The sequence below is a fragment of the Pseudomonas coronafaciens pv. oryzae str. 1_6 genome (assembly GCF_000156995.2).
Classification (GTDB): Bacteria; Pseudomonadota; Gammaproteobacteria; order Pseudomonadales; family Pseudomonadaceae; genus Aquipseudomonas; species Aquipseudomonas tremae.
In genome coordinates this window covers 5,569,211-5,582,846 of record NZ_CP046035.1, presented here as the reverse complement: position 1 = coordinate 5,582,846, position 13,636 = coordinate 5,569,211, and the positions used below count along the sequence as shown (strand labels likewise).

Here is a 13,636-nt window from a genome sequence, read left to right as displayed (position 1 = left end):
GGTGATCAGGCAATACGTCTTTTCATTTCTGCAAGCGCGTCGTCATGTGTGCGTTCAAACTTCAAGGGGGTTGCAGTGATATGCCCAGCCGCCAGCCCGGCTGTTTCAGTACCTGGCTGGTCACACGTTCGGTGTCGTTCCAGACTCAGCCAATAGTATTCAATGCCCCTGGGGTCACGCGCTGAACTGACGGCCACGCCGTCCATGCGACCCGCACCCTGGCATGTCAGCTTCAAAGGGCGCACGGCGTTCAATGGATGATCCGGGAAATTGACGTTCAGGCAGACATCGCCTGGCCAACTCATGTCCATCAGCTGGGTAATGACGCCTGGACCATATCGGGCTGCGACTTCCCAGGCGATGGGCATATTCTTGGTGGTTGCCTGACTTAGCGCGATAGAGGGAATATCGAACAAAAGACCTGTCATGGCCGCTCCGACGGTCCCCGAAAAAACTGTTTCGACGCCAAGATTAGCGCCCTTGTTGACCCCTGATAAAATCACGTCAGGCCTGTCGTGGCTAAGCAAATGACCTAATGCCATAGCCACGCAGTCGCCGGGAGTGCCCGTCACCGCGAAACGCCGCTTGCCGTGGAAGCTGAGCCGCAGAGGCGTGTGCAGGCTCAACGAATGCGAAGTACCGCTCTGATCAAGCAACGGAGCTACTACCCACACCTCTTCAGCGAGCTGACAGGCAATGCGTTCCAGAATTTCGAGGCCCGGCGCGTTGATACCATCGTCATTTGTAAGAAGAATCCGTTTGAATCTAGGGGTGCAGGCAGGCATGAGTCTTCTCCCATCGATCGCTATTTGAAAAAGCACAACGCTCCTTTATTTGCCTATATTTACATAGCTAAAAACACATAGGTATCCTTACACGGAAATTTCATGTTCCGTCCAACGAGCAGGCTCGGACAAACGCGGGAGGGGTGAGGCAAAAAAGAGTATCGACCTCTATGGAAATCGAAGCAGCCGACGTCAGAAACGCTGCTGAAAACTGCAAATCTCTTTGAGCGCGTTTTTTAAAAGGCTCGAGACTTCTCGGATTCGAGAGCGACGCATGCCATGATCGCCACGTCAGGATCTATCCGGAATCAGGCTGTGAAGCTCAAACTGCTAACCATGCACGTATTTCGTTTCGGCCCAGGAAGATCCGCACTATGGCTAAAGACATTACGCAAAAAGTCAAAACACTGATTATCAGTGCAAAGGCAAAAGGTCATTTTGTAGTAGAGGCCACTGCGGCTCGCTTACTCGATGACCCCACTTCACTTGATTATCAGATCAATCTCATCGGTGCTTTACACGAAGTCCAAGCCTTGAGGAATGTCCTGAAACCATACTGGCAGATGCTGCGAGTGGATGAGGAGGGGTGGGCACTTCAATGCCTGTCACGTCTACTTGCTTATGACCACGATGGCTGGGCCTTAGCTGCGCTGCTGGGGCTATCACATGATGTGGCGGTCAGCAGCGCTAAAAAACTGGGTCTTCAAGTCATCACCATGAGAAGGTCAGATCAGTGGGACCAGTCGCCTTTGCATATCGCCAGCATGACCCTGCCGGTAAAACCAGGTTGCGAGAAAATGCTGACACCATTGCTGGAGCTGGGCTGGAACTCCAAAACCGATGAGCTTGTGGATTGTGTTCGGGCTCGCGCGGTATTGCTCGCAGAGCAGTCCACACATGAAGGTTCTCTAATAGGGAAAGGGAAAATTTCTTATTTCTGCCGCGCGTCGCTCACTTACGGCGTGTGGCGTTCACTGTCTAGTTCGTTTGAAATCAATAGAGAAGAAATTCTGCCTAATCATCAACATGTGGTTAGTTGTGACGATGTCGGAGTGATCCAGATGCCAATGCAGGACTGATCCATTCGATACTCAGGAACCCTCAGGGAAAACGGCAGGCTGATCGATTTGGTGCACAGCACCGGATCTTAGGGCCGGACGGAAGCGATCTCACGAAGCCGCTAGGTATGTACTATTCAGTGCACCCGCTACCTGGATACTTCACTCAATACTGAGGAAAGGCCTGGAATTTTGAGATCTTGATGTGTTCCACGTGGAACACGTGCCATAGATGAAAAAGTCCGCAGTGCGCTATCTCAAACATGTTACAACCCTGAGTACCCCACTATCTAAGAACAAGCACACTGGCGACGCGTTTGCATTTCATAAACTGGGCTTTGGACTTAAGCATCTCTCGGTTGTTCCGGTGTGCGAATCCAACTAAGGCGCTTTCAACCGACGAATAAAAAACATCGAAATAGAGCCCTTCATCACTGCTAGTTTTTCGCCTCAGCGCGCAGGTTGAGAAGAAGTGTATTGGCAGGGAAGCTACCGAACAAATGCAAAAAAGCCAATGCCCGAAGGCATTGGCTTTTTGTGTGTGCGGTGTGGCTCGGCAACGATCGAAAAATCTCATTTCTGAGAGTCAACAATCGCTATCAGAAGTCCAGGTTAGACACCGCCAACGCGTTACTCTCGATGAAGTCACGGCGTGGTTCGACCGCATCACCCATCAGGGTGTTGAAGATCTGGTCAGCGCCGATGGCGTCTTCGATAGTGACTTTAAGCATGCGCCGCACGCTTGGGTCCATGGTAGTTTCCCACAGTTGATCCGGGTTCATTTCACCCAGCCCTTTATAGCGCTGGATGGTATGGCGCTTGGTACTTTCAGCCATCAGCCAGGCGAGGGCTTCCTTGAACTCGTTGACAGGCTTCTTGCGCTCGCCACGTTGCACGTAGGCGCCTTCTTCCAGAAGCGTGCTGATCTGCAGCCCCAGAGCTGTAACGGTTTTGTAGTCGTTGCTGCCGAAGAAGTCGCGGTTGAAGGTGACGTAGTTCGACAGGCCGTGGGAGATCAGTTCGACCTCGGGCAGCCAGACATTACGTTCACGGTCTTCGCGCAGGCTGGCCTTGTAGACCAGACCCGACTTCTCACCGGTACGCAGACGCGCGTCAAACAGTGCCAGCCAGGCTTGCATGCCTTCATGGTCGGACAGCTGCTCGAGAGTGATCGGCGGCAGATAGACAAAGTGCTCGGTCAGTTCCTGAGGGTACAGACGTGACAAACGCTTGAGGGTCTTCATGACCATGCGGAAGTCATTGACCAGCTTCTCCAGCGCCGGTCCGGAAATGCCCGGTGCCGATTCGCTGAGGTGCAGGCTGGCGTCTTCGAGAGCCGACTGGGTCATGTACTCTTCCATGGCCTCGTCGTCCTTGATGTACTGCTCTTGCTTGCCCTTCTTGACCTTATAAAGCGGTGGTTGAGCGATGTAGATGTAGCCACGCTCGATCAGCTCAGGCAACTGACGGAAGAAGAAGGTCAGCAGCAGGGTACGGATGTGAGAGCCGTCGACGTCAGCATCGGTCATGATGATGATGTTGTGATAACGCAACTTGTCGATGTTGTACTCTTCACGGCCAATACCACAGCCCAGCGCGGTGATCAAAGTGCCTACTTCCTGAGAAGAGATCATCTTGTCGAAACGCGCTTTTTCAACGTTCAGGATCTTGCCCTTGAGCGGCAGGATGGCTTGGGTTCTACGGTTACGCCCCTGCTTGGCTGATCCACCAGCAGAGTCCCCTTCCACTAAATACAGTTCGGAGAGGGCAGGGTCTTTCTCTTGGCAGTCGGCCAGTTTGCCCGGCAGACCGGCAATGTCCAGCGCACCCTTGCGACGGGTCATCTCACGAGCCTTGCGTGCAGCTTCACGAGCGCGAGCCGCGTCGATCATTTTGCCGACAACCGCTTTGGCTTCGTTCGGGTTTTCCAGGAGGAAATCGGAGAAGTATTTGCCCATTTCCTGTTCAACAGCGGTTTTTACTTCAGACGAAACCAGCTTGTCTTTAGTCTGCGAGCTGAACTTGGGATCAGGCACTTTAACCGAGATAATTGCCGTTAGACCTTCACGCGCATCGTCACCGGTGGTCGCGACCTTGTGCTTCTTGGCCAGACCTTCCTGTTCGATGTAGTTGTTCAGGTTACGTGTCAGTGCAGAACGGAAACCCACCAGGTGAGTACCACCATCGCGCTGCGGAATGTTGTTGGTGAAGCACAACAGGTTCTCGTTGAAGCTGTCGTTCCACTGCAAGGCAATCTCAACACCGATACCGTCATCGCGCTGGATATTGAAGTGGAACACTTCGTTGACCGGCGTCTTGTTGGTGTTCAGGTATTCCACGAAAGCACGCAGCCCACCTTCATATTTGAACAGCTCTTCCTTGCCGCTGCGCTCATCCTTGAGAACGATCCCGACACCGGAGTTCAGAAACGAGAGTTCACGAATACGCTTGGCCAGGATGTCCCAGCTAAAGTGGATGTTCTTGAACGTGTCAGCAGACGGTTTGAAGTGGATCTGAGTACCGGTGCTGTCGCTCTCGCCGACGATTTTCATCGGTTCCTGAGGAACACCGTGAATATATGTCTGTTCCCATATCTTGCCGCTGCGACGAACTGTCAGCAGCAAAAGCTCCGACAATGCGTTAACAACCGACACACCTACACCGTGCAAACCGCCGGATACTTTGTAGGAGTTGTCATCGAACTTACCACCTGCGTGGAGCACGGTCATGATGACCTCGGCTGCCGACACGCCTTCTTCTTTATGCACGTCTACCGGAATACCGCGGCCGTTGTCGCGCACGGTAATAGATTCGTCTGGATGGATGATGATACTGATGTCGTCGCAATGGCCTGCCAAAGCTTCGTCAATCGAGTTATCAACCACCTCAAACACCATGTGGTGCAGACCGCTGCCATCGTCTGTATCACCGATGTACATTCCGGGACGCTTGCGTACGGCATCAAGTCCTTTCAGCACTTTAATGCTGGACGAGTCGTACGTTTGGTTTTCGCTCATGCAATCACTCCCGATGGTCTTGGGTCTGGGTGATACGGCCATGTTCCACGTGGAACAAAGCAACTGGCGTATCCGTCTGCCAGCCTTCCCTCAAAAATTCTTGATCTACACAGGTTATAAATACCTGGCAGCGTAATTCTTCCAGCAAGCGGCAAAGTGCCTGACGATGATGCTCATCCAGCTCGGAAGGCAAATCATCCACCAGATAGATGCACTGACCGCGGCGGACCTGGCTGACTAAATGGCCCTGTGCAATACGCAATGCACAGACCACTAGTTTTTGCTGACCACGAGACAGGATATCTGCCGCATTGTGCGCGCCTAATCTAAGGCGTAAATCCGCACGCTGTGGTCCAGCCTGGGTATGGCCCATTTGTTGATCCCGATGCAGGGAGGAGGCGAGCACAGTGCTCAGCTCTTTTTCCTTGTCCCAGCCTCGGTAGTAACTCAGGGTCAGACCTTCAAGCTCGACAAGCTCACTTAACGTCTGCTCGAATACCGGCTTCAAGGCCTTGATATACGCTCGACGAAACTCATCGATCTCATCGCTTGCCTGACACAGCTCTCGGTCCCACGCCGCCTGCGAAGCGACGTCAAGTGTACCATGCCGCAGCCACGAGTTTCGCTGCTTGAGGGCCTTCTGAAGGCGCTGCCAGGTCGCCATGAAACGAGGTTCCACGTGGAACACTCCCCAGTCCAGAAACTGCCTGCGGATCTTGGGAGCACCTTCGAGTAAACGAAAGCTGTCTGGATTGATCAGCTGTAACGGCAAGATCTCGGCAAGCTGCGCCGCGCTTCGTGCATTTTGACCATCGATACGGATCTGAAAATCGCCTTGTCTGTCACGAGCCACGCCAAGATTGCTGTGGCCGCCCTGTGCAAGGTCGACTTGTCCAAAAACCGTGCAAGAGGGCTGATCGTACTGGATAACAGGTAACAGCCGACTGCTGCGAAACGATCGGGCAATCCCCAGCAAGTGGATAGCTTCCAGCACGCTGGTTTTGCCGCTGCCGTTGGCACCGTAGAGGATATTGATACGCGGGGAGGGGGAGAGGGTCACCGGGTGCAGATTGCGCACACCGGTGACCGATACGCGACTAAGAGACATCTAGGTTGCGCTGGACATGATGTTACAGACGCATCGGCATGACGACGTAGGCGGAATCGTCGTTATCCGACTCCTGCACGAGAGCACTGCTGTTCGAATCGGACAGAATCAGGCGTACCTGCTCGGTGGTCATGACACCCAGTACGTCGAGCAGGTAGCTAACGTTGAAGCCGATTTCCAGCGAGTCGCCGCTGTACTCGACGCTGATTTCTTCTTCTGCTTCTTCCTGCTCAGGGTTATTGGCCTGAATCTTCAATTGGCCGCTGGCCAGCTGCAGACGGATGCCGCGGTACTTCTCGTTGGAAAGAATCGCGGTACGGCTGAACGCTTCACGCAAAGCCTGCCGATCACCCATTACCAGCTTGTCTCCGCCTTTTGGCAGAACACGCTCATAGTCCGGGAATTTGCCGTCTACCAGTTTAGAGGTAAAGGTGAATTCGCCAGTGGTCGCACGGATGTGGTGCTGACCCAGAACAATACTGACTGTACCGTCCTGCTCGGTCAGCAAGCGCGCCATCTCGAGGATACCCTTGCGCGGCACGATGACCTGATGACGGTCGGCGTGTTCGATATCAGCAGACATCGAGCACATTGCCAGGCGGTGACCATCGGTAGCGACAGCTCGCAGAATGCCTGCGCTGACTTCCAGCAGCATGCCGTTCAGGTAATAGCGAACGTCCTGCTGAGCCATCGCGAAGCTGGTGCGCTCGATCAAACGACGCAGTTTGCTTTGCACCAGATTGAAGGTCAGGGAACCAGGGCCTTCTTCGACGGTAGGAAAGTCGTTGGCAGGCAAGGTGGACAACGTGAAACGGCTACGGCCTGCCTTGACGATGAGCTTGGAATCATCAAGTTTGATATCGATCAGCGCATCGTTGGACAGGCTTTTACAAATGTCCATCAGCTTGCGGGCCGGAACTGTGATTTCCCCAGGCTCTGCTGGCTCTTCCAGTTGTACACGGCCAACCAGCTCTACTTCCAGGTCAGTACCGGTCAGGGAGAGTTGCTGACCTTGTACGACCAGAAGCACATTGGAAAGAACCGGCAAGGTCTGGCGGCGTTCTACCACGCCGGCGACCAATTGCAGGGGTTTCAACAGGGCTTCGCGTTGAATGGTGAAATGCATGGTCTAGTCCCTTGCCTTAATAAGCTGCACTGGCGTCATCACGTGGTCAGAGTGCGCAGCAGGTTCTTGTAGTCCTCACGGATATCCGCATCGGATTCCTTGAGTTCGTTGATCTTTCGGCACGCGTGCAAAACAGTTGTATGGTCCCGGCCACCGAACACGTCACCGATTTCCGGCAAGCTGTGGTTGGTGAGCTCCTTGGAAAGCGCCATGGCCACCTGGCGTGGCCGCGCTACCGAACGGGAGCGGCGCTTGGACAGCAGATCGGAAATCTTGATCTTGTAGTACTCGGCCACAGTGCGCTGAATGTTATCCACACTGACCAGCTTGTCCTGCAACGCCAGCAAGTCTTTCAGCGACTCGCGAATCAGCTCGATGGTGATGTCGCGGCCCATGAAGTGAGAGTGCGCAATGACTCGCTTGAGCGCGCCCTCGAGCTCACGAACGTTGGAGCGAATGCGCTGCGCGATGAAAAACGCCGCATCATGGGGCAGATCGACTTTAGCCTGATCTGCCTTCTTCATGAGAATGGCTACACGCGTTTCCAGCTCCGGCGGTTCGACAGCAACTGTAAGTCCCCAGCCGAAACGCGATTTTAGTCGCTCTTCCAGGCCTTCGATTTCTTTGGGATAACGATCGCTGGTCAGAATGACCTGCTGACCGCCTTCCAGCAATGCATTGAACGTGTGGAAGAACTCTTCCTGCGAACGCTCCTTGCGAGCAAAGAACTGAATGTCATCGATCAGCAGCGCATCGACCGAACGATAAAAGCGTTTGAACTCGTTGATTGCGTTGAGCTGCAGGGCCTTGACCATGTCCGCTACAAAGCGCTCCGAGTGCAGGTAGACAACCTTGGCGTTCGGGTTCTTCTTTAGCAGGTGGTTACCCACCGCGTGCATCAAGTGCGTTTTACCCAGACCTACACCGCCATACAGAAACAGCGGGTTATAGCCATGCTTGGGGTTATCGGCGACCTGCCAGGCCGCAGCGCGTGCCAGCTGGTTGGACTTGCCTTCGACAAAATTCTCGAAGGTAAACGTGCGGTTCAGGTAACTGGTGTGCTTGAGCGCGCCCTCGACCTGCACGGTGCGCTGCTCGGCACGTGCGGGAGCCTGTTGAGAGCTGGCACCGGCCATTGGGTCGAAACTGTCACGTGAAGGCTCGTCGTGACTGGCAACGTTATTGACAGGAGCAGGCGTCGACATAGCGGGAGCCGGCGCAGACGTAACCGGAGCTGAAGCCGAAACACTGCTGACCGAGTTGGCCGACAGCGCCTGGGATGCAGCAGCAGCTAATGGCGCATTGGGCGCCGCGCGCGGCGCCGAACTGCGCTTGCTTCCTATTAATAAGGAAAGAGAAGGAGCCATACCTTGACCATGCTCACCCAGAAGTTCGAGCAAGCGACCGAGGTATTTTTCATTGACCCAATCTAGAACAAAACGATTCGGTGCATAGACACGCAACTCGTCGCCTTCGGCTTCGACCTGTAGTGGACGGATCCAGGTGTTGAATTGCTGGGCAGGCAGCTCATCGCGCAAAAGCTCCACGCACTGCTGCCAAAGTTCCACTGACACGGATATCCCCTGAGTTGAAAGCCGGTGAGGCAAAAACAGCCGCCATTGTAACGACCCGAAGGCGACTTATCCACATGTAGGTTGCTGACAGAGGGCTATAAATCAATGATTTATGCAGAGGGCAGGCGACAGACGGTCAGGACCTGAGCTCTGTGGATAACCCTCATTCAGCCCATTGCATAAGTGAGGGCTAAAGTCTGTGCATAACTCACCTGTGGATAAGATGGCGTTTCATGCACAGCTTTTCCGAGGTCGCGGCACAGGTAGAGCACCGTTTCTCGACAACCTTTTGAAACGCTGTACAGACCGTATATCATGGCCTGCAGAATGTTATCCACAGATATCCGCGACGTAAGAGTTATAAGCTTTATAAAGAAGCTTTAAATACTCTCTTTCTTTTTATTTCTATAACTGACTTGCCTTGGCATGCTCAGGAGACGGCTGCAGAGGGTTTTGTCGGTAAAAAGGCATATATGAAGAAAAGCTGGTTGGAAATTGACCTGCGGGCCTGCTTTCTCTAGAATCCCCGGTCTCTTAAAACGGGGGCCATTCCGGCCCGTAGTGGACGAACCAGGTAACACGCCATGAAACGTACTTTCCAACCCAGCACTATCAAGCGCGCCCGCACCCACGGTTTCCGTGCACGCATGGCCACCAAAAACGGCCGCGCAGTCCTTTCGCGTCGTCGTGCCAAAGGCCGTAAGCGTCTGGCAGTTTGATAAATCGGCACAGGAGGTGAGTCGAGACTTCAGTCGGGAAAAGCGTTTGCTGACCCCCCGCCATTTCAAGGCAGTCTTTGACTCCCCTACCGGCAAGGTTCCGGGGAAAAATCTCCTGCTCCTTGCGCGCAACAACGACCTTGATCATCCCCGTCTGGGGCTGGTTATAGGTAAAAAGAGCGTGAAGCTCTCCGTCGAGCGCAATCGTTTGAAACGCCTGATGCGCGAATCGTTTCGCCAACACCAAGACAGTTTGGTCGGTTGGGATATCGTTATAGTCGCGCGCAAAGGTTTGGGTGACGTAGAAAACCCGGAACTGATTCAGCATTTCGGCAAGCTCTGGAAACGTCTGGCGCGTAGCCGACCTGCTCCAGAAACCAAACCCGAACCTGCAGGGGTAGACAGTCCAGATGCGTAAACTGGCACTCGTTCCGATCCAGTTCTATCGCTATGCCATTAGCCCGCTGATGGCCAGCCACTGTCGTTTCTACCCCAGTTGCTCCTGCTACGCGTATGAAGCCATTGAAAATCATGGCCTTTTACGCGGCGGCTGGCTGTCAATTCGTCGCCTGGGTCGCTGTCATCCTTGGAATCCCGGTGGTTATGACCCGGTTCCAGCTGTCCCCACCTCCCGTTCTTCTTCGATGGCCGAGTAATCATGGATATTAAACGTACGATCCTGATCGTCGCCCTGGCAATCGTGACCTATGTCGGGGTCCTGAAATGGAACCAGGACTACGGTCAGGCTGCCATGCCTACCCAGAATGTTGCAGCCAGCACCCCCGCACCGGGCATACCGGATACGGCTGCTGGAACCAATGGTTCTGCAAGTGCCGATGTTCCAAGCGCAACTGCCAATACCACGGCTGCAGCGCCTCTTGAAACTCCGGCCGTAGCCAGCAAAGACCTTATCCACGTCAAGACCGACGTGCTGGATCTGGCGATCGATCCGGTAGGTGGTGACGTCGTTCAGCTTCGTCTGCCTCTGTATCCACGTCGTCAGGATCGTCCTGACGTGCCTTTCCAGCTGTTCGATAATGGCGGCGAACGTACTTTTCTGGCACAAAGCGGCCTGACAGGTACGAACGGCCCTGATGCCAGAGCAGCCGGTCGTCCGGTTTACTCCTCCGCGCAAAAGACTTATCAACTGGCTGATGGCCAGGATTCGATGGTCGTGGAGCTGAAATTCTCGGAAAACGGCGTCAATTACATCAAGCGCTTTACGTTCAAGCGTGGTTTGTACGATCTGGTCATGACTTATGTTGTGGATAACCAGAGTGCGCAACCGTGGGCAGGTAACCTGTTCGCACAATTGAAGCGTGATGCCAGCTCCGATCCTTCGTCCACCACTGCTACAGGTACCGCAACCTACCTGGGTGCAGCACTCTGGACTGCAGCTGAACCGTACAAAAAAGTGTCGATGAAAGATATCGACAAGGGTCAGATCAAAGAAACCGTGCAGGGCGGATGGGTTGCCTGGCTGCAACACTACTTTGTGACCGCGTGGATTCCTGATCACAATGCCACCAACAGTGTTCAGACCCGTAAAGACAGCCAAGGCAATTACATCATTGGCTTTACCAGCCCGACTCTGACGGTTGCGCCTGGCGCGCAAGGTGAAACCAGCGCCACGCTGTACGCAGGTCCAAAAAGCCAGGCGGTACTCAAAGAGTTATCCCCAGGCTTGGAGCTGACAGTCGATTACGGATTCCTGTGGTTCATTGCCCAGCCGATCTTTTGGTTGCTGCAACATATCCACGCAATTCTCGGCAACTGGGGCTGGTCGATCATCGTCCTGACCATGCTGATCAAAGGCCTGTTCTTCCCACTGTCTGCTGCAAGCTACAAGTCGATGGCGCGTATGCGTGCCGTTGCTCCGAAGCTGGCAGTGCTCAAGGAACAACATGGCGATGATCGTCAGAAGATGTCCCAGGCGATGATGGAGTTGTACAAGAAGGAAAAGATCAACCCGCTGGGTGGTTGCTTGCCGATTCTTGTGCAGATGCCGGTTTTCCTTTCGCTTTACTGGGTACTTCTGGAAAGCGTCGAGATGCGCCAGGCACCGTGGATCCTGTGGATAACCGACCTGTCCATCAAGGACCCGTTCTTTATCCTGCCGATCATCATGGGCGCAACCATGTTTATCCAGCAGCGTCTTAACCCGACTCCGCCGGACCCGATGCAGGCCAAGGTCATGAAACTGATGCCAATCATTTTCACGTTCTTCTTCCTGTGGTTCCCTGCTGGCCTGGTCCTCTACTGGGTTGTGAACAACACCCTTTCGATCGCACAGCAGGCATACATCACTCGCAAGATAGAAGCGGCTACCAAGAAAGCTGCTGCCTGATCTAACCTGTGAACACGTTGTACAAGACGCCCCCTAGTGGGGCGTTTTGCTATCTGTCATTTGTCCCGGAGCCGGAATGAACGTTCCTCGTGAAACCATTGCTGCCATTGCCACCGCCCAAGGACGAGGAGGTGTGGGTATCGTGCGTGTGTCAGGACCTCTGGCCAGCAAGACCGCATACGCCATCGCCGGTCGTACACTCAAACCGAGGTATGCCCATTACGGGCCTTTTTCCGACGGTACCGGCCAAGTGCTGGACGAAGGGATCGCACTGTATTTCCCGGGGCCCAATTCGTTTACCGGCGAGGACGTACTGGAGCTTCAGGGCCACGGCGGCCCGATCGTTCTGGACATGCTTTTGCAACGTTGCCTGCAATTGGGCAGTCGACTGGCGCGTCCGGGTGAATTCAGCGAGCGGGCATTTTTGAATGACAAGCTCGATCTGGCTCAGGCCGAAGCCATAGCGGACCTGATCGAGGCAAGTTCTGCACAGGCAGCGCGCAACGCATTGCGCTCGTTGCAGGGGGCTTTCTCCCAACGTGTGGATAACTTGACCGAAAAATTGATCAGTTTGCGTATCTACGTCGAGGCGGCGATCGACTTTCCCGAGGAGGAAATAGACTTTCTCGCCGATGGCCATGTTCTTGGCATGCTGGATGACGTGCGCCTTGAGTTATCCACAGTATTGCGTGAAGCAGGGCAGGGAGCATTGTTGCGCGACGGTATGACCGTGGTGATAGCAGGGCGTCCAAATGCCGGCAAATCAAGCCTGCTCAATGCGCTAGCAGGTAGGGAAGCGGCGATTGTGACTGAGATTGCCGGCACGACTCGCGATGTACTGCGCGAACATATCCACATCGACGGCATGCCGTTGCACGTCGTCGATACCGCCGGGCTGCGTGATACGCAGGACCAGGTCGAGATGATTGGCGTACAGCGTGCCCTCAAAGCAATAGGCGAGGCCGACAGAATTCTGCTGGTAGTAGACGCCACCGCGCCTGAGGCCATGGATCCGTTTGCCCTGTGGCCGGAATTCCTTGAGCAGCGTCCGGACCCATCGAAGGTTACGCTGATTCGCAACAAGGCGGACTTGAGCGGTGACAGCGTAGGTCTGCAAACAAGTGAAGATGGCCATGTCACGATCAGCTTGAGTGCAAGGTCTGGTGGTGAAGGGCTTGAACTGTTACGTGAGCACCTCAAGTCCTGTATGGGCTATGAGCAGACTTCCGAAAGCAGCTTCAGCGCTCGCCGACGCCACCTTGAAGCGCTGCGCCATGCAAGTGACTCACTCGAGCACGGCAGGGCTCAGCTGACGCTGGCAGGTGCCGGTGAGCTGCTGGCAGAAGATCTGCGCCAGGCTCAGCAGGCACTCGGCGAAATCACCGGTGCATTCAGTTCCGATGACCTGCTAGGCAGGATCTTCTCCAGCTTCTGCATCGGCAAATAACCACCGTTTCCTCCCGCCAGACCTGTTAAGGCATGACTTATTCAGGTCATGCCAAGGCCTTTTTGTGAGCACCCGGGGTTCAACCGGGTCGTTCACGAGTACCTTTTTAATCTTATCCACCGATTCAGCCGGACAGAACTCGGCATCGGAAAGACTTTTTGCGTCTTTTTTTTAGCAATCACCAGGTTTTCTGTGGATTAAACCCTGTGAATAACCGCCCTTCAGCTCGGTGGGTAAGCGGGGTGTAAACCTGATGATAAATAGCCCTGTGGACAAGTGACTATCTTATCAACAGGCTCCGGATGGTTATCCCAACCCCTCAGTGGCACCTGAACACAGACTTTTGAATCTCTGTACACAAAGTAAATAAAGGCTTGTAGCGTTCTATCCACAGAAAAGGTGCTCAGTAAGAATAAACATAAAAACAAGGCTTTATAAACTTTCTTTCCTTTTTA

11 protein-coding genes are annotated in these 13,636 nt (G+C 54.1%); 6 read left to right on the top strand and 5 right to left on the bottom strand.

What is annotated here, in order from left to right; all coding sequences use genetic code 11:
- Positions 1–5: 5 nt before the first annotated feature.
- Complete coding sequence (gene surE, locus POR16_RS25435) at positions 6–785, bottom strand: 5'/3'-nucleotidase SurE (protein ID WP_042932857.1); 780 nt, start codon at positions 783–785, stop codon at positions 6–8.
- A gap of 374 nt (positions 786–1,159) precedes the next feature.
- Here surE and POR16_RS25430 point away from each other — a divergent pair, with 374 nt between their 5' ends.
- Positions 1,160–1,864, top strand: coding sequence for a hypothetical protein (locus POR16_RS25430; RefSeq protein WP_005894797.1), 705 nt, complete (start codon positions 1,160–1,162; stop codon positions 1,862–1,864).
- A gap of 578 nt (positions 1,865–2,442) precedes the next feature.
- Here POR16_RS25430 and gyrB read toward each other — a convergent pair.
- The 4 genes from gyrB to dnaA are packed head-to-tail and all read right to left on the bottom strand — an operon-like array spanning position 2,443 to position 8,668.
- Entirely contained in the window at positions 2,443–4,860 is a 2,418-nt protein-coding gene (gyrB, locus tag POR16_RS25425; protein WP_005894799.1) for a DNA topoisomerase (ATP-hydrolyzing) subunit B, read from the bottom strand.
- Positions 4,861–4,864: 4 nt separating this feature from the next.
- The gene (gene recF, locus POR16_RS25420; RefSeq protein WP_005894801.1) at positions 4,865–5,968 is read right to left on the bottom strand and encodes a DNA replication/repair protein RecF; all 1,104 of its coding nucleotides are present in this window, start codon (positions 5,966–5,968) and stop codon (positions 4,865–4,867) included.
- Positions 5,969–5,990: 22 nt separating this feature from the next.
- Positions 5,991–7,094, bottom strand: coding sequence for a DNA polymerase III subunit beta (dnaN, locus tag POR16_RS25415; RefSeq protein WP_005894803.1), 1,104 nt, complete (start codon positions 7,092–7,094; stop codon positions 5,991–5,993).
- A 38-nt stretch (positions 7,095–7,132) separates the two neighbouring features.
- Positions 7,133–8,668 carry a chromosomal replication initiator protein DnaA gene (dnaA, locus tag POR16_RS25410; RefSeq protein ID WP_005894806.1) on the bottom strand — a complete coding sequence of 512 codons (1,536 nt, stop codon included), beginning with the start codon at positions 8,666–8,668 and terminating at the stop codon, positions 7,133–7,135.
- A gap of 584 nt (positions 8,669–9,252) precedes the next feature.
- Between dnaA and rpmH the strand changes: the two genes are divergently transcribed.
- From rpmH to mnmE, 5 genes are all read left to right on the top strand, one after another.
- On the top strand, positions 9,253–9,387 hold the full coding sequence (gene rpmH, locus POR16_RS25405; RefSeq protein ID WP_002551315.1) for a 50S ribosomal protein L34: 135 nt from the start codon (positions 9,253–9,255) through the stop codon (positions 9,385–9,387).
- A 16-nt stretch (positions 9,388–9,403) separates the two neighbouring features.
- The gene (gene rnpA, locus POR16_RS25400) at positions 9,404–9,805 is read left to right on the top strand and encodes a ribonuclease P protein component (RefSeq protein WP_005894811.1); all 402 of its coding nucleotides are present in this window, start codon (positions 9,404–9,406) and stop codon (positions 9,803–9,805) included.
- Complete coding sequence (gene yidD, locus POR16_RS25395; protein ID WP_002551313.1) at positions 9,798–10,043, top strand: membrane protein insertion efficiency factor YidD; 246 nt, start codon at positions 9,798–9,800, stop codon at positions 10,041–10,043. The genes rnpA and yidD overlap by 8 nt, the downstream gene beginning before the upstream one ends.
- A 2-nt stretch (positions 10,044–10,045) precedes the next feature.
- Complete coding sequence (gene yidC / locus POR16_RS25390) at positions 10,046–11,734, top strand: membrane protein insertase YidC (RefSeq protein ID WP_005894814.1); 1,689 nt, start codon at positions 10,046–10,048, stop codon at positions 11,732–11,734.
- A 76-nt stretch (positions 11,735–11,810) separates the two neighbouring features.
- On the top strand, positions 11,811–13,181 hold the full coding sequence (mnmE, locus tag POR16_RS25385) for a tRNA uridine-5-carboxymethylaminomethyl(34) synthesis GTPase MnmE (RefSeq protein ID WP_005894817.1): 1,371 nt from the start codon (positions 11,811–11,813) through the stop codon (positions 13,179–13,181).
- The last annotated feature ends 455 nt before the right edge of the window (positions 13,182–13,636 follow it).

What these genes read in the sequence shown, in the direction of transcription:
- surE (WP_042932857.1), bottom strand. Translation starts at nt 785, where the DNA reads ATGCCTGCCTGCACCCCTAGATTCAAACGGATTCTTCTTACAAATGAC.
- POR16_RS25430 (WP_005894797.1), top strand. Translation starts at nt 1,160, where the DNA reads ATGGCTAAAGACATTACGCAAAAAGTCAAAACACTGATTATCAGTGCA.
- gyrB (WP_005894799.1), bottom strand. Translation starts at nt 4,860, where the DNA reads ATGAGCGAAAACCAAACGTACGACTCGTCCAGCATTAAAGTGCTGAAA.
- recF (WP_005894801.1), bottom strand. Translation starts at nt 5,968, where the DNA reads ATGTCTCTTAGTCGCGTATCGGTCACCGGTGTGCGCAATCTGCACCCG.
- dnaN (WP_005894803.1), bottom strand. Translation starts at nt 7,094, where the DNA reads ATGCATTTCACCATTCAACGCGAAGCCCTGTTGAAACCCCTGCAATTG.
- rpmH (WP_002551315.1), top strand. Translation starts at nt 9,253, where the DNA reads ATGAAACGTACTTTCCAACCCAGCACTATCAAGCGCGCCCGCACCCAC.
- yidD (WP_002551313.1), top strand. Translation starts at nt 9,798, where the DNA reads ATGCGTAAACTGGCACTCGTTCCGATCCAGTTCTATCGCTATGCCATT.
- yidC (WP_005894814.1), top strand. Translation starts at nt 10,046, where the DNA reads ATGGATATTAAACGTACGATCCTGATCGTCGCCCTGGCAATCGTGACC.
- mnmE (WP_005894817.1), top strand. Translation starts at nt 11,811, where the DNA reads ATGAACGTTCCTCGTGAAACCATTGCTGCCATTGCCACCGCCCAAGGA.